Genomic DNA, 19,621 nt, shown 5'->3' on the forward strand with positions numbered 1-19,621 from the left:
GACCGGTTTCACCGCCTCAGGCGTCCGGGCAGCGCTCCGAGAGGGCGTACCTCACCAGCACCACGTCACCGATCTGGCGAACCTCGACCACCCGGGCCCGCCGGCCGGGGTGCCACGGGAACCGGCCGTCGCCGACGAAGCGGGGCGCCCGGGGGTCGCCCACGAAGAACGGGGCGACCACCAGGTGCAGCTCGTCGGCGAGACCGGCGGTGAGGAACTGCCCGTGCACCGACCCGCCGCCCTCCACCATCAGCCGGTCCACCCCGCGTCCCGCCAGGTCGGCCAGCGCCCGGGCCGGGTCCAGCGGGTCGCCGGCGTCCACGACGGTGGCCAGCCCGTCCAGCCGCTCGGTGGTCTTCTCCACGACCGGCGACGCGCAGTACACGATCCGGTCCGCGTCGCCGACGGTGAAGAACCGGGCGGCGGGGTCGAGGTCGCCCCGCCCGGTCAGCGTCACCTTCACCGGCGACGGCGGCAGCCCGCGGGCCACCCGCGCCCGGCGCAGCCGCTCCGCGCGGACCACCAGCCGCGGGTCGTCGCGGCGTACGGTGCCGGCGCCGACCAGGATCGCGTCGCACCCGGCCCGGACCTCGTCGATCCGGGCCAGGTCCTCGTCGTTGGACAGCACCAGCCGCTGCTCGGTGACGTCGTCGATGTACCCGTCGATGGAGGTGGCGCAGCTGAGCAGCACGTACGGCCGCCCGCCCGCCGGTACGGCACCCATGTCAGGTCAGCGACGGCGAGCCGGCGGTACGGGCGGCGGCCCGGCTCGCCTTCGCCGCCAGGTAGTCGGCGGTGGCGGCGTACCCGTCGGGGAGGCGGAGCGGGACCGCGACCTGCGTGCGGACCGTGGCGACCGGCAGTGCTCCGTACATGTGTCTCCTCCGTCAGGCGCTGCCGGCCAGGCCGGCAGCGGGTACCGCGGCAGAACCACCCTGGTTCACCGTACGACCCCGGGCCCAGCGCGGGGGCCGGGCCGGCCGCCGGCGCAGCAGCAGCACGGCGGCGCCGGGCAGGGCGGCGAGGACCACCAGCGCCCCGTACACCAGCGCGGTGGACACCCCCTGGGCGGCGCCCAGGCCGGCGGCCCCGAACGCCCACGCCGCCACGCCCTCGCGCGGACCGAAGCCGGCCACGTTTGCCGGCAACCCCATCGCCAGCAGCGCCAGCAGGGTCAGCGGCACCAGTTGCGCCAGTGGGGCGGTGGCGCCGGCGACCCGGGCCGCCACCACGAAGGTGCCCAGGTGACCGAGGACCGCGACCACCGAGGCGAGCAGCACCCCCGGCCCGGTCCGGCGGGTCAGCAGGCCGGCGCGGACGTCGGCTGCGGCGGCGCGCAGCGCCCGGGCCCGGCGGGACGGCCCGGAGCGGGGCAGCGCCCGGGCCAACAGCAGCACGCCGAGGGCGACCGCCACGGCCAGCGCGGTGGCCGCCGGCAGCCACGGCCGTGCCGGCGACGGCAGCGCCAGCAGCAGCACCGCGGCGAGCGTGACCTGGACGACCTGGCCGGCGGTGCGTTCCCAGACCACGGCCCGGACGGCCCGACCGGCGTTGCCGGCCTCCCGGCCGTGCCGCACCGCCCGGTGGACGTCGCCGAGCACCCCGCCGGGCAGGGTGGCGTTGAGGAAGACCGCCCGGTAGCTGTCGGCCACGGCGGTGCCCAGCGGCAGCCGGACGCCGAGCCCCTCGGCGACCAGCCGCCACCGCCAGGCGCAGCAGACGGTGCTGAGCGCACCGAGCAGCAGCGCCGCGACCACCGCCGGGGTGTCGATGTTGCGCAGCGCGGTCAGCGCCGGCCCGGTGCCCAGCCACCACAGCAGCGCCACCACCAGCGCGACGCCGCCGAGGTTGCGCACCCGGGCCCAGGCCGGGCGGACCTGGGCGGTGGGTGTGTCGGCGGCAGCCTGCGGCACGCGGAACCTCCTCGGAAGATCTCTCCCTTCCTCCACGTACCGGCCGGCCGTCGGGTTCATTCCGCCCCGGCGAGCAGGTCGTCGTGGCCCACGGTGACGGTCAGCCGGCCCGCCGCCGCCTCGGCCAGCCGGCGGCGGGCGTACCCGGCCGTGCGGGCGGCCAGCTCCGGGCGCTGCTCGACGGCGGCGTCGCACCAGCCGGTGAACCACTCGGCGGTCAGCGCGGCGTGCCCGGCGCCCAGCCGCCACGGGCTGGACCGGACGGTCACGGCGACCCCGTGCCGCCGGAACGCGGCGACGGTGGCCGCGGCGGCGTCCGGCCCGAGCAGGGTCCGGCCGTCGACGGTCCGCCGCTGGTGCGCGTCGAACGCGGCGGCGAGCTCCGCGTCCAGCGGGTCCGGCGGGTCGAACCGCACCCGGCCCACCACGGAGAGCGTGAACAGGCTCGGGCGGCCCGCCCCGGCGCAGGCCGCCACGATCGCCTCGATCCCCTCGGCGGTCAGCATGTCCAGCAGCGCCGAGGCGGTGACCAGGTCGGCGCCGGCCAGGTCGGCGGCGGTGAGCCGGGTGATGTCGCTCCGCCGGGTCTCGACGCGCACCGGGCTGCCGTCGGCGGCCCGGGGCGGCGCGGCGCGGGCCCGGTCGAGCAGGCCGGCGTCCCGGTCGTAGAGGACCCAGTGCTGCCGGCCGGGCAGCCGGGGGGCCAGCCAGCGCGCCATCGACCCGGTGCCGCTGCCCAGGTCGTGCACCACCAGCGGCCGGTCGGCGGCCAGCCGGGCGCGTACCCGGTCGACCAGGTCGCCGGCGCGGGCGGCCGCGTCGGCGGGTTCGCGCAGCGCGAGCCAGTCGGCGAAGGGATCGGTGGCGTACGTGGTCAAACCCTCACTCCGTCCAGGACGTGGGCGATCAGGGTGGCGGTGGCCGGCCAGCCGGCCAGGCCGTCCCGGCGGGCCAGGGCGGCCTGCCGCAACCGGTGGCGCAGCGGCGCCCCGGTGAGCCAGCGGCGCAGCGCGCCGGCCAGCGCGGCCGGGTCGTCGGCGGGCACCAGCAGGCCGGGCGGGTCGCCGTCCGGGGCCCGGCCCAGCGCCTCGGGCAGCCCACCCACCCGGGTGGCCAGCACCGGGAGGGCCCGGGCCAGGGCCTCGGTGACCACCATGCCGTACGTCTCGGCGCGGGAGGCGAGCACCAGCAGGTCGGCGGCGGCGTACGCGGCGTCGAGGCCGCTCCCGGTGCGCGGGCCGCGCAGCCGTACCCGTCCGGCCAGCCCCAGGTCGTCCACCTGCCGGCGCAGCCCGGCGACGAAGCCGGGGTCGCGGGTGAGCGCGCCGACGCAGTCCAGCGTCCAGGGCAGGTCGGCGACCTCGCCGAGGGCACGGACCAGCGCGTCGTGTCCCTTGTGCGGGATGACCGCCGCGACGCAGAGCAGCGCCGTACCCGTCCCGGTGCCGGGGGCCGGGGGCGCGGGATCCACCCCGGGGGTGGCCACGTGCACCCGGTCGGCGGGCAGCGGGTACCGGTCGAGCAGGCGGCGGCGGGTCCACCCGCTGGTGGTGACGACCGCGGCGGCGCAGGCCAGCGCGGCGGCCTCGGTGACGTCCTCCAGCGGCATGTGCACCAGCACCACCAGCCGCAGCCGCCGGGCGTGCGGCGCCAGCACCTCCGGCACGGCCGAGGCGACCAGCCCGTCGAGCAGCACCACCGCCCCGTCGGGCAGCGTCGCGAGCACCCCGGCCAGGTGGGTCCGCGCCGGCCCGTCGGGGCGCGGCCACCGCCCGGGTACGCCGTGCTCGCGCACCGCCCACCCCCGCTCGGCGAGCCCCCGGCAGACCCGGCGGTCGTACGTGTTGCCGCCGCTCGGGGTTGCCGGGTCGTCGATGTCGCCGGGGAGGACGACGTGCGCCACGGGCACGGTCTACAGCGACCGCTCGTAGCTGGCCCAGGCGATGTGCGACTCGTGCAGCGTCACGGTGATCCCGGCCAGCTCGCGGGCCCCCGCGCCGAGCCCGCCGGCGTGCGCCCGCTCGGCCAGCCGGTCGGCGATCGTCCGGCACAGCACCTCCGTGGTGGTGTTCACCCCGGCGAAGGCGGGCTCATCGTCGAGGTTGCGGTAGGTCAGCTCGGCGAGGACGGCCCGCAGCTGCTCGGTGGCCCGGCCGATGTCCACCACGATGCCGTCCGCGTCCAGCTCGGCGCGGCGGAACGTCGCGTCCACCACGAACGTCGCCCCGTGCAGCCGCTGCGCGGGCCCGAAGACCTCGCCCCGGAAGCTGTGGGCGACCATCATGTGGTCCCGTACGGTCACGCTGAACATGGCGTCACTCCCCGTCGTAGGTGATGAGATGGCAGAGCGCGGGGAGGCTCCCCGCGGCCAGTCGGTCGAGCACGTCGGGCAGCTCCGCGAAGCGTGACCGGCCGGTGAGCAGCGCGTCGAAGACCGGGTCGGCGAGCAGCTCCAGGGCCAGCGCCATCCGGTCGGCGTAGCCGCGCCGCGCCGCCCGGGCCGGCGAGACCGTGCCGACCTGGCTGCTGCGGACGGTCAACCGGCCGGAGTGGAACGACCCGCCCAGCGACAGCTGCACCGGCCGGTCCCCGTACCAGCTCAGCTCGACCACCGTGCCCTCCGGGGCGAGCAGCTCCAGCGCGCGCTGCAACCCCTGGCCGGTCGCGCTGGCGTGCACCACCAGGTCCCGGCCGTCGGCCGCGTCGCCCGGCAGCGCGAACCCGACGCCCAGCGCCGCCGCCACCGCCGCCCGCGCCGGGTCGGTGTCCACCAGCTCGACGCGTACGCCGGGAAAGCGGGCGAGCAGCGCCGCGACGGCGCAGCCCACCATGCCGCCGCCCACCACGCTGACCCGGTCACCGACCAGCGGCGCGGCGTCCCAGAGCGCGTTCACCGCCGTCTCCACCGTGCCGGCCAGCACCGCCCGCGCCGCCGGCACGCCGTCGGGCACCGGCGTCACGGCCGAGGCCGGCACGACGTACGCGCTCTGGTGCGGGTGCAGGGTGAAGACGGTCCGCCCGCGCAGCCGGGCCGGACCGGCCTCGACGACCCCGACGCTGAGGTAGCCGTACTTGACCGGGGCGGGGAAGTCGCCCTCCTGGAACGGGGCGCGCATCGCCACGTACTGGCTCTGCGGCACGCCCCCGGTGAAGACCAGCGTCTCGGTGCCCCGGCTGACCCCCGAGTACACCGCGCGCACGAGAACCTCGTCCGGCCCTGGGACGGGTAGCGTCACCGGCCGGATCTCACCCACACCGGGGGAGCGGAGCCAGAAGGCACGGGCGTCGCGGATCACGGGGGATGTTCTCCTCATCTGGCTGCCGGACCGAACCGAACGGCCGCGTGCTCCGTGTTTCCTGTCGAGGCCGTCGATCATAGACACGGAGGCAGGGTGTCCAAGGTTCGAATCGGTCCGGTGGCCGGCCTGACCGTCCAGATCGTCCTGCTCGCCGGGCTGGCCGCGACCGTCGGGCTCGACGTCGCCGGCTGGCTGGCCGGCGTCGCGTACGGCATCGTGCTCTGCGGGGCGCTCGGGGGCGGCCTGCGCCGGCGCGGCGCGGACCGGCTGGGCCCGGCGGACCGTGTGACCCTGGCCCGGGCGGTGCTCGTCGGCGGGGTGACCGCCCTGGTGGTGGACGCCCTCGACGGGGCGGCGGCGCCGGCGGTGCTGGTGCCGATGGCCGCGGTGGCCCTCGCCCTCGACGCGGTGGACGGCTGGGTGGCCCGGCGCACCGGTACCGTAAGCGGGCTCGGCGCCCGCTTCGACATGGAGGTCGACGCCTTCCTCATCCTGGTGCTCAGCGTCCACGTGGCCCCGGACACCGGTGGCTGGGTGCTCGCCATCGGCGCGATGCGGTACGCCTTCGTCGCCGCGAGCTGGGTGCTGCCCTGGATGCGCGGGACGCTGCCGCCGCGCCACTGGCGCAAGGTGGTGGCCGCCGCGCAGGGCATCGTGCTGGCGACCGCCACGGCGGACGTGCTGCCCCGGCCGGTGACCGCCGTCGCGGTGGCGGCCTCGCTGGCGCTGCTGGTCGAGTCGTTCGGCCACGACGTGGGCTGGCTCTGGTGGCACCGCCCGGCCCGCAGGGCGCGGGTGTCGCAGCCGGTGCCGGTGGTCCGGTCGCGGCCCGAGGCTGTCGCCGAGCGCCCGCTCGCGGCGCACCAGCCTGTCTGATCAGAAACGTGTCGCGAGTAGGTGAGGATCTGCCGACCCGACGGCCCGTCCCGGCCCAGCTCGACGGCCATCAGGAACGAGGTGCCGTGCCGCACCTTCCGGTAGCCGACGCCGGGCTCGACCACGTTGATGGTCATGTTGAACACGCCGGCCTCGGGCCAGCCGCGGTGGATGGGGATCCGCCCCGCGCCGCGCGGCTCGGTCTGGATGTCGCCGAGGCGGGCGTCCAGCGGGATGCCGCCGAGGAGCTGGACCGCGTCGGCCAGGGCGGTCCGCACCGCCGGGTCGTCGACCGCGAGCCGATGTGCTCATCCCAGGCCCGTTCCAGCAGCTCCTCCGCGGAGACCACCGCCCCGCCGGCCCGTACCAGCTCCGCCAACAGTGCGAATTCCTTGCGGGACAGCGCGACGTACCGGCCGTCGCGGTAGACCTCCCGCCGGGCCGGGTCCACCACGATGCCGGCCCGGCTCAGCTTCGGCGGGACCGCCGGCCGGGCCCGCCGGGCCAGCGCGTGCACCCGGGCGGAGAGTTCGACCAGCGCGAACGGTTTGATCAGGTAGTTGTCGGCGCCCAGGGCCAGGCCGGCCACCCGGTCGCGGACGGCCGCGGCGGCGGTCAGCATCAGCACCCGCGTCTCGGCGCCGCCCTCCACCACCGCCCGGCAGACGTCGTCGCCGTGCACCACCGGCAGGTCCCGGTCGAGCACCACGACGTCGTACTCGGTGACGCCCAGCCGCTCCAGCGCCGCGTCCCCGTCATCAGACGACGTCCACCGCGAACGACTCCCGGCGCAGCCACTCGGCGATGGAGTCGGCCAGCAACGTTCAACGGCATCAACAAGTGTGCTCAGGGGATCAACGACACGCTCGCGCTCGGCATCCTCAACGACGCGCTTGGCGCCGATATCCCGGTCTACGCGTTCCCGAACATCAAGTCTGGAGCGTAGAAGCAGGGGATCCGCGGAAACGAGGCCGGTCGATCTGACAGGCTGGCGGGAGGAGGACAGCAGAAGCGGAAGGACGGGGACGAGCGCGTGGCCGGTTGGAGCGCGATGGCGGGGATGCACGACTTCGTCGTGCCCGACGAGGCGGCCGCGCAGGCGTTCGCCGAGCAGCTCGCGGAGTACGGTTTCCCTTGCGTTTTCGCCCGTCCGCACCCGGACGGCGGCTGGCTGGTGATGGCGCTCGACGAGGGTCCATACCCGATCGACACCGTGGGTCACCGGCAGATCGAAGCGGTGAGCCGGGAAATCGCGGCGATCGCGCGGACGCACGGCGGCCGGCGCAGTGGCGGCGGCCGGTTCGACGTCAGCCGTATCGCCGAGCATCGCCGCTGGACCGCCCCGATCGAGGTAAGGGGGACGAAGGCGCGTCCGCCGGTCCCGGAGGTCACCGTCGACCCGGCGCCACCTCTGGAACCACTGGCGCTCAGACCGGACTTCGCCACCCCGGGGATCGTGGACCTGGCCGGTCTCGACGACGTGCCGTGGGGCGACCTGGAGCACGCGCACGGGTCCGCCGACGACGTCCCCGACCTGCTGCGCGAGCTAGCGGACGGCACGGGGGAGTGGGACGAGGTCCTCGACGAGCTGTTCGGCGACGACCTGCTGCACCAGGGCGACTGCTACGAGGCCACCGCCCCCGCGCTGCCGTTCCTCACCGAGCTGATCGTCGCCGACGTGGTGCCCGCGCGGCAGCGCCGAGACCTCTACCGGTGGCTGATGGTCGCCGGTGGCCGCCGCAACGACAACCTGGTCGCTTTCGCCGACCTCGCGTTGGACGAGGAGGAGCCGCTCCAACCGGGTGCGTGGGCCGAGGAGGTGTTCCGGACCGTCGGCGACCAGGTTCCGGTGCTGCTGGACCGGTGGGACGCCGAGCCGCCGGGGATCCGATTCGTGCTCGCCGTCCTCGCCGCGCAGCATCCCGGGCACGCCGTGCGGGCCGCCGACCGGATCGCTGCGATGGCCGCCGAGCTCGACGGGACGCAGCAGGGTGCATACCTGCGGCTCGCCGTGGAACTCGTGCACGGCCGCAACGCGCAGGCGTTGGCCCTCGCCTCCGAGATCATCAACTGGGCGGACCGCCTGGAGCCGGAGTGGCTGGAGGCTCCGGGCGTGCCCGACGGCATCAAGGCGGCGCACGTGCTGGCCGAAGGCGCGCTCCGCACGATCGAATAGCGGCATCACGGGTCTTCGAATTTAGGCCGGGTTGAGGTGTCCGCGGTGGCGTCGGGTGGTGGCGCAGCGGGTACGGAGGCGTTGGTTCTCGGGGTTGCGGACGCCGTAGGCGTTGCCTTCCGGCCGCAACGGGCGCCGGGCACGGCCAAGGCGAACACGTTCTGGCCGTGCCCGGCGCGTGCGGGTGCGGGTGCGGCCAGGCATCTATCGCACGGGCCGGCCGAACCCCGGTTTTGCGCACGGACGTGTCCGCTGCTGTGGCTCTCGTCAGTGAGCGGTCAGTTCCCGCTGTGGTACGGGCCGTCCACGTAGACCAGCGCGTCACCGACGGCCCGCTCGGTCGACCCGCTCGGCCGGTTGACGAGGGCGCCCTCGACGGACATCGCGGTGGATCCGCCGCCGTCGAGGTTCACCGCGTCGTACATGCCGAGCGCCTGGGCGACGGCGGCCGTCTCGTCCATGGTGGTGCCGACGCTGGTGGTCTGCCGGCCGTCGATGGTGGCGAGCACGATCTTCCCGCTCCCGCGTGGTTCCGGCGATGGTACGGGGGTTGCGGGCGAAGAAGCTGCCGGAGCCGGCCGGCACGACGATCTGGCCAGCCTCCGTCAACGGGTACCGCCCGGTCACCCCGAACAGCCCGGGCCGCACGGGAAGTTCCTCGCCCTTCTGGTCGGTCAGGGTCGAGGTCTGGCTCACGCAGCCCTGTGCGGTCACGTCCAGCAGGGCCACGGTGTCCCGCCCGGTGGCCTGCAGCGAGGTCTGGCCGGCGGCCAGCGTGGTACCCCGGGTGGTCGAGGTGCCCACCACGCAGCCGAGCCGGTCGAGCACGACCTCCACGCCCGCGCCGGACGGGGTGGACGCGGCGAACTCGGGGGTGAACGAGACGACGTCGCCGGGGAGGGTGCACTGCGTCTGGTCGGCGAGGTCGGCGCAGCCGGCGGGCACGACCGGCGGGTGGTTGATGAACTTCAGCGGCAGGGTGGCGTCGGTCTGCCGGTTCCGCACGCTGCCCGACCAGGTCAGCGTCCCGGTCAGGGCGCGGTTGCTGTTGGCGTCGACGACGAAGTTGACCTCGGCCGGGTTGTTGATCGGCTCGCTGAGCAGTTTCCCGCCGAACAGCCCCAGCCCGACCGGGTCACCGGGGTAGAGCTTGCTGGCGGTGAAGGTGAAGAAGGAGGCGTTGACCCCGGCCAGGGCGCCGGAGGCGCGGACCAGGTCGGTGGTCTTCTCGACCTGGCTCAGGTCCGGGCCGTAGGTCGCCTTCAGGTGCCCTCGGGCCTGGCGCGGGTCGATGGTGAGCACGTTGACCACCCACGGACCGCGCGTGGTGGTGTTGATCTGATCGGCGGGCGCCGGCTCGCTGCCCCGCTCGATCCGGGTGAGGGTGACACCCTCGGCCAGGGCACGACTGGTGCTTACCTCGGTCAGGTCGGCGTCGCCGAGCGGAAGGGTGCGGGCGGCGGCCTCGGCCGGGGCCTGCGGTACGACACCGAGCGCCACCGCGGCCAACGTGGCTGCCGCGATCGTCCCGGCCCGGCGGAAGCGGGACAGGTCAGGAGTGGAAACAGTCATGCCCGTGAGCCTGGTGCCGCCACCGAACCACATGATCGACTGCATTTGACACCCAGTCGAATAATCGTCGACGGACTTACCTGGAGGAGGCGACGGTGAACGGCACCGACAAGCCGATCGGCTACTGGCTCAAGCACCTGCACAACCTGATCGAGGAGCAGTTCGACGCGACGCTGGGCGACCTCGGCCTCGACCGCCGGCAGTGGCAGATCCTGAACGTGCTGTCCCGAGCGGCGCGGAGCCGTGGCGAGGTCGAGCAGGCGCTCGCACCGTTCTGGCCGGACGGCGTACCCCACCCCGGCGCGATTCTCGACGGCCCGGACGGCCTGGTCACACGGGGGTGGGTGGCGGAGGATGGCGACATGCTCGCCTTGACCGAGCAGGGGCGCGCGGCGCACCGCACGGCGGCCGAGCGGGTCGGCGAGACACGGCAGCTGCTGCTGCGCGGACTCACCCCCGAGCAGTACGTCGAGACCGTTCGGGTCCTGTCGGTCATGGCCGGCAACGTCGAATCGGCGTTGGCCAGCCGCGCAGCGGGCGGCAAGGAGGACTGATGGGTTTGGAACTGGCCACGGTCAGCGCTCGTGCCTCCGCACCGCCTCGGCCGACTGCCAGCTCCGCAGGGCATGCTTTATGCGTTGGTTCTCCGCCCGCGCCTCGTCCCGCTCGCGCGGATGCGGCGGTGCAACTCTTGACATCCTCTCCCGCCTAGAGGCAGCCCAAAGGGCGGGACCAACGGAACTTGACCTCGCCGACCTTCGGGAGGCTGACGGCGCCCCAGCGGCGGCTGAGGCGGCGGACGTGGACCGCCTGCCCGGGGCACGGAATCGATAGCCGGGCAGACCGACGTTTACGGGTCGGGGCCCGGCGGGGTGCTGCGGGTTCCACCAGTTCTGGTACGCCTGATCCAGTTGGCGCAGCACCTGCTGACCGGACTGCGCCGGCAGGTCGGCGACCCCAGTCGAGTTCCGTGCGCGCCTCGGTCAGATCTGAGCCGCACCGCCCGCCCGGCCGCCCCCGCTGTCGGGGACCCCCAGGGAAGGGACATCGCAGTGTCAGTGCCCTCGCGCCTGCGCCGGACGACGGTGGACGGACCGGCCCCGCTGGCCGCTCCGCCAGCGCAGGCCGGTCCGTCCCCACGGCCTCGGCCCGAACCGCCCGCCGGGCCGGCCCTCGACTCGCGCTCGGCGCCCGAACCGGATGCCGACGTCCCCGCCGGGCCGGATCCGGCCGCCGACGTTCCCGCCGGGCGGGCCCGGGACGGCGGCTGCCCATCGGATCCGGCCGCCGACTTTCCGTCCGTGCCGGACCCGGCCGGTGCCAAACCGGGCGTGACCTTCGCCGGTGGGCGCGGCCGGGTGCGTACCGTCGGCGCGCGGGTGACCACCGTGGCGGCCGGCCTGCTCGTGCTCGCCGTGCTGGTCGCGCCGAACCGGCTCGACCAGCTCGGCCCCGCCGCGTTCCTGCGCGTACCGGTCGAGGGGCTGGTCGCCGCCGCGCTGCTGCTGGTGCTGCGGGGCGCGGCCCGGCGGGCGCTGGCGCTGGCGTTCGGCGTCGCGCTCGGACTGCTCGCCGTCGTCAAGCTGCTCGACATGGGCATGTCCGCCAGCCTCGCCCGCCCCTTCGACCTGGTCCTCGACTGGGTGCTGCTGGACGACGCGTACGGCTTCGTCCGCGACTCCGTCGGCCGGGCCGGCGCGGTCGGCGCGATCGTGGCGCTGGTCGCCGGAGTCGGCGCGCTGCTGGCGCTGACCACCCGGTCGGTGCTGCGGCTGACCCGGCTGGCGGCCCGGCACGACCGGCGTGCGGTCCGGGTGCTGGCGGCGCTCGCCGCGGTCTGGGTCGCCGGCGCGACGATCGGCGTGCCGGTCGCCGACTCGGGGACGTCCGCGCTGGTCGGCCAGCACGTCGGCCAGTTGGGCGCGGGGCTGCGGGACCGGGACGCCTTCGCCGCCGAGGTTGCCGCCGACGCCTTCGGGGACACCCCGGGCGACCAGTTGCTCACCGCGCTGCGCGGCAAGGACGTGATCGTGGCCTTCGTGGAGAGCTACGGCCGGGACGCGGTGCAGGACCCGGAGTTCGCCCCGCAGGTCGGCGCGGTGCTCGACGGTGGTACGCGCCGGCTCGCCGAGCGGGGCTTCCACGCCCGCAGCGGCTTCCTCACCTCGCCGACGGTCGGCGGGGGCAGTTGGCTGGCCCACGACACGCTGCTGTCCGGGCTCTGGGTCGACAACCAGCAACGCCACCTCAGCCTGCTGGCCGGTGACCGGCTCACTCTCAACGGCGCGTTCCGGCGGGCCGGCTGGCAGACGGTGGGGGTGATGCCGGCGGCCACCCAGCCCTGGCCGGAGGGGAGCTTCTTCGGCTACGACCGCTACCACGACGCGGCGGGGCTCGGCTACCGCGGCCCGAAGTTCAGCTTCGCGCCCATGCCCGACCAGTACACCCTGGCCACCTTCCAGCGCCGGGAGCGGGCCACCCCGGGACACGCGCCGATCATGGCGGAGATCCCGCTGATCTCCAGCCACTCGCCCTGGGCGGCGATCCCCCGCATGCTCGACTGGGACGATGTCGGCGACGGGTCCGTCTACCACCGGCCGTCCTCCGTCGCCGCCAACCCGAAGGACGTGGTGGGACGCAGCGCCACCGAGGTCCGCACCGGTTACCGGCGCTCGATCGAGTACTCGCTGAACAGCCTCATCTCCTACCTGGAGACGTACGGCGACGACGACCTGGTGCTGGTCTTCCTCGGCGACCACCAGCCCGCGCCGGTGGTGACCGGGGAGGACGCCGGCCGGGACGTGCCGGTCACCATCGTGGCCCATGACCCGGCGGTGCTGGCGCGGGTCGCCGGCTGGGGCTGGGACGAGGGCCTGCGGCCCGGCCCGGGGGCGCCGGTCTGGCGGATGGACACCTTCCGGGACCGGTTCCTCGGCACCTTCGGCCCGCAGCCGTCGATGCGGGCGGCCACCCCACCAGTTCGGCGGTGACCACGTCCCGGGGGGTCGCCCCCGGCGATCACCCGGCCGTCGCGCATCAGGTGGGTGGCGTACCGCGCGGCGTGGTGCAGGTCGTGCAGCACCGGGCCCCCGACCGCACCCCGCTGGGCCGGCGCCGCCACCCGACCCCTCAAGACGGGCGACGCCGCGCCCTGTCCGGGGCACGGTCAGTCGTCGAGGACCGCCAGGTCGAGCCGGCGCAGCCGGCCAGCGTCGGAGAGCACGTCGACGGCGACGATCCGGCCGCCGGTGACGGTGAAGCCCATCACCGACAGCGGCCGGTCGGGTGCGGCGACCACGACGCCGGCGGCCCCGTTGACCAGCGCCGGCCGGACGAACGGGTAGAGCCGTCCAAAGGTGACGGCCTGTCCGGCCACCGCCCGCGCGCCGGTGACCACGACCGTGTGGCGGCTGCCCGCGCCGCCGTCGGAACGCAGCACGACCTCGGGGTGGAGCACGGCGACGAGCCCGTCGAAGTCGCCGTCGCGGGCGGCGGCGAAGAACGCGTCGACGACCGCCCGCTGCCGGGTGAGGTCGGGGTCGGGCACGGGGGCCTGCCCGCGTACCCGCCGGCGGGCGCGGCTGGCCAGTTGCCGCGCCGCGGCCGGGGACCGCTCGACCATCGGGGCGATCTCGTCGAACGGCACGGCGAACATGTCGTGCAGCACGAACGCGAGCCGCTCGGCCGGGGTCAGCGTCTCCAGCACCACCAGCAGCGCGAGCCCGACCGAGTCGGCCAGCACCGCCGCATGCTCGGGGTCGTCCCCGGATTCGCGGCCCACCACGGGGTCCGGCATCCGCACGTCGAGCGGCTCCTCCCGGCGCCGCTCCCGCGAGCGCAGCACGTTCAGGCAGCCCCGCGCCACCACCGTGGTCAGCCACCCGCCGAGGTTCTCCACGCCGCTGGTGTCGGCTCGACTGACCCGCAGCCAGGCGTCCTGGACGGCGTCCTCGGCCTCGCTCACCGAGCCGAGCATCCGGTAGGCCACCGCCCGTAGCCGGGTCCGGTGCTCCTCGAACCGCTCCGTCAGCCATCCGTGTTCGTCCACCGCTGTCACGTCGCTCCCCTCGTTGGGTGTCACAGCGGTAGACACACGAGACCGTGCTGATGTGACCGGGGGGTCGGCCCCCGGACCGAACGAGTGTGGAGAAGCCATGACCTCACCCATTCTCCACGGCCACTGGCGAAGGCGTCGACGCCGCGGTGGCCCTGCCCGCGGTGGTCAACGCCACCGTGACCCGGTGACGCCGCCGTGTGCGGGGGCATCAGCACGGGATGACGCCTCGACGGGTCTGAGCCGTTTGCCGCCAACAACCATCCGTTCCCTGGTTTGCGGCGCACCGTCCCGGGCACCCGGGGGCCACGCGCTCTTCGACGGAGGTGGTTGACATGGTGCACAGACCCGGCCGAGGGGCACCGGCCACCGCCGCGTCCCCCGTCCGTCGTGTTGCCCTGGTGGTCGGCGCGGTCTTCCTGCTGATCGGGGTGCTCGGCTTCATCCCCGGCATCACCAGCGACTACTACGATCTGATGTTCGCCGGGCACGAGTCGAAGGCGAAGCTGCTCGGTCTGTTCCAGGTGTCGGTGCTGCACAACATCGTGCACCTGTTGTTCGGCGTCGCCGGGCTCGCCCTGTCCCGTACGGCCTCCGGCGCGCGGACGTATCTGGTCGCCGGTGGCGCGATCTACCTGGTGCTCTGGCTCTACGGCCTGGTCATCAGCCACAACAGCGCCGCCAACTTCGTCCCGTTCAACGGCGCGGACAACTGGCTGCACCTGCTGCTCGGCATCGGCATGATCGCGTTGGGGGTGGGGCTGACCCGCGGCCCCGCCGGCGCCCACCGCTGACCCTCGTCCGACGACGCCGCGCTCCCCCGGGGAGCGCGGCGTCGTCGGGTGACCGATGCCGGTGAGGCCCTGCCACGTCCTCGCCACCCTGCGCGACCTCGCCCGCGATGACCCCCTGACGGTGAGGGCGAGATCGACACGAGCTGCGGCAGGTGGCGGTGTCCGTGTGCTTCCCACACCGCCACCTGCCGCAAACGGAGTCGATCAAGCCCCGATCGCGGTGCCGTCCGGCCCGCGGGGGCCGGCGCCTGACGGGCGGCCGGTCCGGCCCGGCGGCGCGTCTTCGGCGCGGCAGGCCCAGGCGGTGGTGAGCAGGATCAGCGCCGCGATGTAGGTGACCATCACCAGCAGCCCGCGCCCGGGCAGCTGCGCGCCCGCCGCACCGACCCCGATCAGCAGGTCGGAGACTCCGAAGAACGCCCCACCGGCCGCCGCCCGGCGGGAGACCCCCACCGCGGCGGCGGCCATCAGGCTCAGCGCCAGGCTGTAGCCGAGCACCGGCAGCCGCAGCTCGCCGAGCCGCCCCCAGAGCAGCGCGTTCGCGCCCGCCCAGAGCGCCAGGTAGCCGGCGAACGCCGCCGGCCGCGCCCGCCGGTGCCGCAGGAACGCGGCCAGGAGGCAGAGCTGGGTGCCGAGGAAACACCCCATCCCGGCCAGGAACGCGGCCGTGCCGGGCAGCAGCAGCGCCACGTCGCCCGCCGTCGCGAACACCAGGCCGGTCGCCACCAGGTCCCACTTCCGGCGTACGCCCAGCAGCCAGGCCAGCAGCAGCGGCGCCAGCAGCGGCTTCGCCGCCCACTGCACGGCGGGTACGTCCAGCGCGACGCCGACCAGCTCGACGGCGACGACCGCCCCGTACAGCCAGGGCCAGAGCCGCCTCATCGGGCGGGCTGCCAACCGGGCCGGCCGAGGACGTGCCCCAGCCGGTGCCGCCAGGAGGTGGCCCGCCGGACGTCGCTCCAGATCGCCGCGTACTCGTGGGTGGCCACCCGCAGCGGGTTGTAGGTGTCGATGTTCGTGGTCAGGCCGTACCGGACGGTGGCGCGCTCGGGCTCGAAGCTGCCGAAGAGCCGGTCCCAGACGATCAGGATGCCACCGTAGTTGCGGTCGAGGTACTCGGTGTTGGCCCCGTGGTGGACCCGGTGGTGCGACGGGGTGTTGAAGATGAATTCGATCGGTCGGGGGAGCAGGTTGATCCGCTCCGTGTGCAGGAAGAACTGGTACAGCAGGCTGATCGCCTGCTGGAGGAAGATCATCCACGGCGGGATGCCGAGCAGCGCCAGCGGCAGCCAGAACGGCAGCGAGGTCATCGGCGTCCAGCTCTGCCGCAGCGCGGTGGAGAGGTTGAAGAACGTGCTGGAGTGGTGCACCACGTGGCCGGCCCAGAACAGGCGTACCTCGTGGTGGGTGCGGTGGAACCAGTAGTAGGCCAGGTCGTCGGCGAAGAAGAGCAGCACCCAGGTCCAGACGCTGGTGGGGGAGAGCTGCACCGGGGCGATGGTCCAGACCGCCGCGTAGAGGCCGACGGTGAGCAGCTTCCACGGGAAGCCGAGCACCTGGCTGCCCGCACCCATGCTGAGGCTGGTGGTGGTGTCGCGCCGCTCGTAGCCGCGCTCGTCGTCGTCCGGGGCGAACCGGTACGACAGCGCTTCCACGACGATGAGCAGGAGGAACGCGGGTACGGCGTAGAGCACGGCGGGGATCATGCTCGGCATTGCCTTCCTGGTGGGCTGGTGGGGGTGGTGAGCGAGGCGGTGAGCAGCGCGTGGGCCTGCGCGGCGGCGTCGTCGCCCCGCCCCTCGGCGACGGCTGCGCCGAGACGTCGGTGCCCGGCGACGTCCAGCAGTTCGGCGGCGCGCCGCTCGGGCGGCACGTCGCCGACGGCCACCGCCCCGGCGGCCAGACTGTTGAAGGCAAGCAGGTACGCCGTGTTGCCGGAGCCGTCCACGATGTGCCGCCAGAGCACGATGTTGGCCTCGCCCATCGCGGGCAGGTCCGGGGCGAGCGCGGCGTACGCCTCGACGGCGCGGGTGACGGTGCGCCGCCGGTCGGGGTCGGCCCGCTCGGCGCAGAGCCGGGCGGCGTCCACGCCGATGCAGGCGCGCATCTCCATCATGTCCCGCACCAGCGTGTCGACGGGGAGCACGTCGCCGGACTGGGCGAGGGACAGGGCCAGGTCGAGACCGGCGTGCACCCGCCAGTCGAGCACCCGGGTGGCGCCACCCTGGCTGACCCGGAGCAGGCCGAGCTGTTGCAGGCGGCGCAGCGCCTCCCGGACGGCGTGCCGGTTGACCGCGAACGCGGCGGCCAGCTCACGCTCGCCGGGCAGCGGGTCGTCGGGGCGGTAGCGGCCGCTGACGATGGCGTCGCGGAGCTGGGCGAAGACGTGGTCGGCGACGGAGCTTCGGGGGACGGGGACGAAGGCCACGGCAGCAGTGTGATCCCGCTTACATCAACCCGTCAACTGGTTGGACCAGTTCGCGTATCAAAGAAACGGCGGCCGGGTCGCCGACCCGGCCGCCGTCGCGCGGGCGACCTCAGCCCCGGCCGCGCTCCCGCCGGTAGCGGCGGATCAGCGCGGCGGTGGAGGAGTCCACGTCGGACAGGTCCGGCGCGTCGCCGGTCAGCTTCGGCGCGAGCTGGTTGGCCATCACCTTGCCCAGCTCCACACCCCACTGGTCGAACGGGTTGATGTCCCAGATCGCGCCCTCGGTGAAGACGATGTGCTCGTAGAGGGCGATCAGCTGACCGAGGGTGCCCGGGGTCAGCTTCGGCGCGATGATCGAGGTGGTCGGGTGGTTGCCCGGCATCACCCGGTGCGCCACCACGTCGGCCTTCGTGCCCTCCGCCTCCACCTGCTCCCTCGTCCGCCCGAACGCCAGCGCGGCGGTCTGCGCGAAGAAGTTCGACATGAACAGGTCGTGCATGTCGCCGAGGTCGTGGTTGGGCTGGCTGAACCCGATGAAATCGGCGGGGATCAGCAGCGTGCCCTGGTGGATCAGCTGGTAGAAGGCGTGCTGCCCGTTGGTGCCCGGCTCGCCCCAGAAGATCTCGCCGGTGGCGAAGTCGACCGGGGTGCCGTCCAGTGTCACCGACTTGCCGTTGCTCTCCATGGTCAGCTGTTGCAGGTACGCCGGGAACCGGTGCAGGTACTGCGAGTACGGCAGCACGGCGTGGGTCTGCGCACCGAGGAAGTCGACGTACCAGACGTTGAGCAGGCCGAGCAGCGCCGGGATGTTGCGCTCCACCGGCGTGGTCCGGAAGTGCTCGTCCACGGCGTGGTAGCCGGCCAGCAGGTCGCGGAAGCGGTCCGGGCCAACCGCCAGCATGACCGACAGGCCGACGGCGGAGGGCAGCGAATACCGGCCGCCCACCCAGTCCCAGAAGCCGAACATGTTCTGCGGGTCGATGCCGAAGTTGCGGACCCGCTGCTCGTTGGTGCTCACCGCGACGAAGTGCCGGGCGATCGCCGCGTCGTCTTCGGCGTCCAGCCCGCACAGCAGCCAGGTCTTCGCCTGGTTGGCGTTGGCCAGGGTCTCCTGGGTGGAGAAGGTCTTGGAGACGATCACGAAGAGGGTGGTCGCCGGGTCCAGGTCGTGGGTCTTGTCGTGGATGTCGGTCGGGTCGATGTTGGACACGAACCGGCAGCTGATCCCGGCGTCGCGGTACGCCTTCAGCGCCTCGTACGCCATCACCGGACCGAGGTCGGACCCGCCGATGCCGATGTTGACCACCGTGCTGATCCGCTCGCCGGTGTGCCCCCGCCACTGCCCGGAGCGGACCCGCTCGCTGAACGCGGCCATCCGGTCCAGTACCTCGTGCACGTCGGCGACCACGTCCTGGCCGTCCACGGTCAGCGAGGCGTCCCGGGGCAGCCGCAGCGCGGTGTGCAGCACCGCCCGGTCCTCGGTGGAGTTGAGGTGCCTCCCGGCGACCATCGCCGCGATCCGGTCGTTGAGCCGGACCCGCTGCGCCAGCGCGGTGAGCAGCCCGAGCGTCTCGTCGGTGACCAGGTTCTTGCTGTAGTCGACGTGCAGGTCGGCGACCTCGCCGGTGAACCGCTCACCCCGGCGCTGGTCGGCGGCGAACAGCTCCCGCAGGTGGGTGCCGCGGATCGTCTCGGCGTGCTTGCGCAGCGCCTGCCATTCGTCGGTGGTGGTCACACTCGCAGCCATCGGGTCGATCTTCTCCTTCACGACGGGACGCCGGTGGCGCTCCGCGCGCCGCCGCCGGCTCGGCTCCAGCCTGCCACCCCGGCGGGGCCGGCGCGACGCGACGCGGCAGACGTCCCGCACCGTGGCCGGCGACTAGTGACCACGCCCGTGCCGGCCCGCCCCCGATCCCGGGGCGGCCGGTGCCGCGCGGTCAGCCCTGCCGGGCGAAGAAGTCGGCCATCGCCCGGGTGTGGGTGGAGAAGGCCAGCTCGATCGGTTCGGTGAGCACCAGCCACTCGGTCGCCTCCTCGGTCGGGGCCGACGGCGGCAACCCCTCGGCCGCCCGCTCGGGCAGCTCACCGAAGATCATGATGGTGCCGCCGGCCGGCGCCCCGTGCACCGCGAACAGCCGTGCCTGGTCGGCCTCGCCGATCAGGCCGGTCTCCTCGCGCAGCTCCCGGACCAGGGCGTCAGCCCACTCCTCGCCGTACTCGATGAAGCCGCCGGGCAGGGCGAGCAGGCCGCGCGCCGGCTCGATGTCCCGGCGAACCACCACCAGGCCCAGGCCGGCGTCGGTGCGGACCGGCAGCAGCGCCACCGCGACCGGCAGCGGGTTGCGCCAGACCGTCCCGCCGCAGGCCGCGCAGGCCCGCGGCCAGCTGGCGTCCGCCGGGTAGGCGACGCCGCAGAACGAGCAGTGCGAGTACGGAGAGGCGGTCATGTCGCGGCACGTTACCGGCCCGAGCTGCGCATCGCTCCCCGTCAGCCGGTCGCCCTCCGGCG

The 19,621-nt window shown here is 74.3% G+C and carries 17 protein-coding genes and 6 pseudogenes; 6 read left to right on the forward strand and 17 right to left on the reverse strand.

Annotated elements, in window-relative coordinates; translation table 11 throughout:
* Positions 1-16: 16 nt before the first annotated feature.
* The 7 genes from ABZ807_RS18335 to ABZ807_RS18365 are packed head-to-tail and all read right to left on the reverse strand — an operon-like array spanning position 17 to position 5,209.
* The gene (locus ABZ807_RS18335; protein WP_357158887.1) at positions 17-724 is read right to left on the reverse strand and encodes a dihydrofolate reductase family protein; all 708 of its coding nucleotides are present in this window, start codon (positions 722-724) and stop codon (positions 17-19) included.
* 1 nt (position 725) lies between these two features.
* Positions 726-875, reverse strand: a complete 150-nt coding sequence (locus ABZ807_RS18340) for a hypothetical protein (RefSeq protein ID WP_357158890.1) — start codon at positions 873-875, stop codon at positions 726-728.
* Positions 876-887: 12 nt separating this feature from the next.
* Positions 888-1,913, reverse strand: coding sequence for a lysylphosphatidylglycerol synthase transmembrane domain-containing protein (locus tag ABZ807_RS18345; protein ID WP_357158893.1), 1,026 nt, complete (start codon positions 1,911-1,913; stop codon positions 888-890).
* A gap of 56 nt (positions 1,914-1,969) precedes the next feature.
* Entirely contained in the window at positions 1,970-2,791 is an 822-nt protein-coding gene (locus ABZ807_RS18350) for a class I SAM-dependent methyltransferase (protein ID WP_357158896.1), read from the reverse strand.
* On the reverse strand, positions 2,788-3,822 hold the full coding sequence (locus ABZ807_RS18355; RefSeq protein ID WP_357158899.1) for a glycosyltransferase family 4 protein: 1,035 nt from the start codon (positions 3,820-3,822) through the stop codon (positions 2,788-2,790). The genes ABZ807_RS18350 and ABZ807_RS18355 overlap by 4 nt, the downstream gene beginning before the upstream one ends.
* A gap of 3 nt (positions 3,823-3,825) precedes the next feature.
* Positions 3,826-4,224 (reverse strand): 6-carboxytetrahydropterin synthase, encoded by a 399-nt coding sequence (locus ABZ807_RS18360; RefSeq protein WP_357158902.1) that lies wholly within the window; start codon positions 4,222-4,224, stop codon positions 3,826-3,828.
* Between the two features lie 4 nt (positions 4,225-4,228).
* Positions 4,229-5,209: a dehydrogenase gene (locus tag ABZ807_RS18365; RefSeq protein ID WP_357158905.1), complete on the reverse strand. Its 981-nt coding sequence runs from the start codon at positions 5,207-5,209 to the stop codon at positions 4,229-4,231.
* A gap of 96 nt (positions 5,210-5,305) precedes the next feature.
* Between ABZ807_RS18365 and ABZ807_RS18370 the strand changes: the two are divergent.
* Positions 5,306-5,989, forward strand: a pseudogene (locus ABZ807_RS18370) (CDP-alcohol phosphatidyltransferase family protein); the annotation flags it as partial.
* Positions 5,990-6,099: 110 nt separating this feature from the next.
* Here the strand turns inward: ABZ807_RS18370 and ABZ807_RS18375 are convergent.
* Both ABZ807_RS18375 and ABZ807_RS18380 read right to left on the reverse strand, forming a co-directional pair.
* A pseudogene (locus ABZ807_RS18375) lies at positions 6,100-6,390 on the reverse strand (acylase); the annotation flags it as partial.
* 2 nt (positions 6,391-6,392) lie between these two features.
* Positions 6,393-6,845 (reverse strand): annotated as a pseudogene (locus ABZ807_RS18380) (response regulator transcription factor); the annotation flags it as partial.
* 57 nt (positions 6,846-6,902) lie between these two features.
* On the opposite strand from ABZ807_RS18380, the pseudogene ABZ807_RS18385 reads away from it, so the two are divergent.
* Positions 6,903-7,001 (forward strand): annotated as a pseudogene (locus ABZ807_RS18385) (flavoprotein); the annotation flags it as partial.
* A 120-nt stretch (positions 7,002-7,121) separates the two neighbouring features.
* Complete coding sequence (locus ABZ807_RS18390; RefSeq protein ID WP_357159089.1) at positions 7,122-8,264, forward strand: hypothetical protein; 1,143 nt, start codon at positions 7,122-7,124, stop codon at positions 8,262-8,264.
* 278 nt (positions 8,265-8,542) lie between these two features.
* On the opposite strand, the pseudogene ABZ807_RS18395 reads toward ABZ807_RS18390, so the two are convergent.
* A pseudogene (locus ABZ807_RS18395) lies at positions 8,543-9,836 on the reverse strand (phosphodiester glycosidase family protein).
* 95 nt (positions 9,837-9,931) lie between these two features.
* On the opposite strand from ABZ807_RS18395, the gene ABZ807_RS18400 reads away from it, so the two are divergent.
* Positions 9,932-10,390: a hypothetical protein gene (locus ABZ807_RS18400; protein ID WP_357158907.1), complete on the forward strand. Its 459-nt coding sequence runs from the start codon at positions 9,932-9,934 to the stop codon at positions 10,388-10,390.
* 498 nt (positions 10,391-10,888) lie between these two features.
* Positions 10,889-12,826: a sulfatase gene (locus ABZ807_RS18405; protein WP_357158910.1), complete on the forward strand. Its 1,938-nt coding sequence runs from the start codon at positions 10,889-10,891 to the stop codon at positions 12,824-12,826.
* Here ABZ807_RS18405 and fecE read toward each other — a convergent pair.
* Positions 12,810-12,918, reverse strand: a pseudogene (gene fecE / locus ABZ807_RS18410) (Fe(3+) dicitrate ABC transporter ATP-binding protein FecE); the annotation flags it as partial. The gene ABZ807_RS18405 and the pseudogene fecE sit on opposite strands and share 17 nt — an antisense overlap.
* 84 nt (positions 12,919-13,002) lie before the next feature.
* Positions 13,003-13,884, reverse strand: coding sequence for an RNA polymerase sigma factor SigJ (sigJ, locus tag ABZ807_RS18415; protein ID WP_357158913.1), 882 nt, complete (start codon positions 13,882-13,884; stop codon positions 13,003-13,005).
* A gap of 341 nt (positions 13,885-14,225) precedes the next feature.
* Here sigJ and ABZ807_RS18420 point away from each other — a divergent pair, with 341 nt between their 5' ends.
* On the forward strand, positions 14,226-14,684 hold the full coding sequence (locus tag ABZ807_RS18420; RefSeq protein ID WP_357158916.1) for a DUF4383 domain-containing protein: 459 nt from the start codon (positions 14,226-14,228) through the stop codon (positions 14,682-14,684).
* A gap of 204 nt (positions 14,685-14,888) precedes the next feature.
* Here the strand turns inward: ABZ807_RS18420 and ABZ807_RS18425 are convergent, their stop codons facing one another.
* The 5 genes from ABZ807_RS18425 to ABZ807_RS18445 form a co-directional block, all read right to left on the reverse strand.
* Positions 14,889-15,566 carry a lysoplasmalogenase gene (locus ABZ807_RS18425; protein ID WP_357158919.1) on the reverse strand — a complete coding sequence of 226 codons (678 nt, stop codon included), beginning with the start codon at positions 15,564-15,566 and terminating at the stop codon, positions 14,889-14,891.
* Positions 15,563-16,399, reverse strand: coding sequence for a sterol desaturase family protein (locus ABZ807_RS18430; RefSeq protein ID WP_357158922.1), 837 nt, complete (start codon positions 16,397-16,399; stop codon positions 15,563-15,565). The genes ABZ807_RS18425 and ABZ807_RS18430 overlap by 4 nt, the downstream gene beginning before the upstream one ends.
* On the reverse strand, positions 16,387-17,112 hold the full coding sequence (locus ABZ807_RS18435; RefSeq protein WP_357158925.1) for a GntR family transcriptional regulator: 726 nt from the start codon (positions 17,110-17,112) through the stop codon (positions 16,387-16,389). The genes ABZ807_RS18430 and ABZ807_RS18435 overlap by 13 nt, the downstream gene beginning before the upstream one ends.
* Before the next feature lie 109 nt (positions 17,113-17,221).
* Positions 17,222-18,859 carry a glucose-6-phosphate isomerase gene (pgi, locus tag ABZ807_RS18440; protein ID WP_357158928.1) on the reverse strand — a complete coding sequence of 546 codons (1,638 nt, stop codon included), beginning with the start codon at positions 18,857-18,859 and terminating at the stop codon, positions 17,222-17,224.
* Between the two features lie 190 nt (positions 18,860-19,049).
* On the reverse strand, positions 19,050-19,559 hold the full coding sequence (locus ABZ807_RS18445) for an NUDIX domain-containing protein (RefSeq protein ID WP_357158931.1): 510 nt from the start codon (positions 19,557-19,559) through the stop codon (positions 19,050-19,052).
* Positions 19,560-19,621 lie beyond the last annotated feature (62 nt).

This window comes from Micromonospora sp. NPDC047548 (genome assembly GCF_040642975.1).
Classification (GTDB): domain Bacteria; phylum Actinomycetota; class Actinomycetes; order Mycobacteriales; family Micromonosporaceae; genus Micromonospora.

Coding starts and splice junctions, on each gene's coding strand:
- ABZ807_RS18335 (WP_357158887.1), bottom strand. CDS start 724: ATGGGTGCCGTACCGGCGGGCGGGCGGCCGTACGTGCTGCTCAGCTGC.
- ABZ807_RS18340 (WP_357158890.1), bottom strand. CDS start 875: ATGTACGGAGCACTGCCGGTCGCCACGGTCCGCACGCAGGTCGCGGTC.
- ABZ807_RS18360 (WP_357158902.1), bottom strand. CDS start 4,224: ATGTTCAGCGTGACCGTACGGGACCACATGATGGTCGCCCACAGCTTC.
- ABZ807_RS18420 (WP_357158916.1), top strand. CDS start 14,226: ATGGTGCACAGACCCGGCCGAGGGGCACCGGCCACCGCCGCGTCCCCC.
- ABZ807_RS18425 (WP_357158919.1), bottom strand. CDS start 15,566: ATGAGGCGGCTCTGGCCCTGGCTGTACGGGGCGGTCGTCGCCGTCGAG.
- ABZ807_RS18430 (WP_357158922.1), bottom strand. CDS start 16,399: ATGCCGAGCATGATCCCCGCCGTGCTCTACGCCGTACCCGCGTTCCTC.
- pgi (WP_357158928.1), bottom strand. CDS start 18,859: ATGGCTGCGAGTGTGACCACCACCGACGAATGGCAGGCGCTGCGCAAG.
- ABZ807_RS18445 (WP_357158931.1), bottom strand. CDS start 19,559: ATGACCGCCTCTCCGTACTCGCACTGCTCGTTCTGCGGCGTCGCCTAC.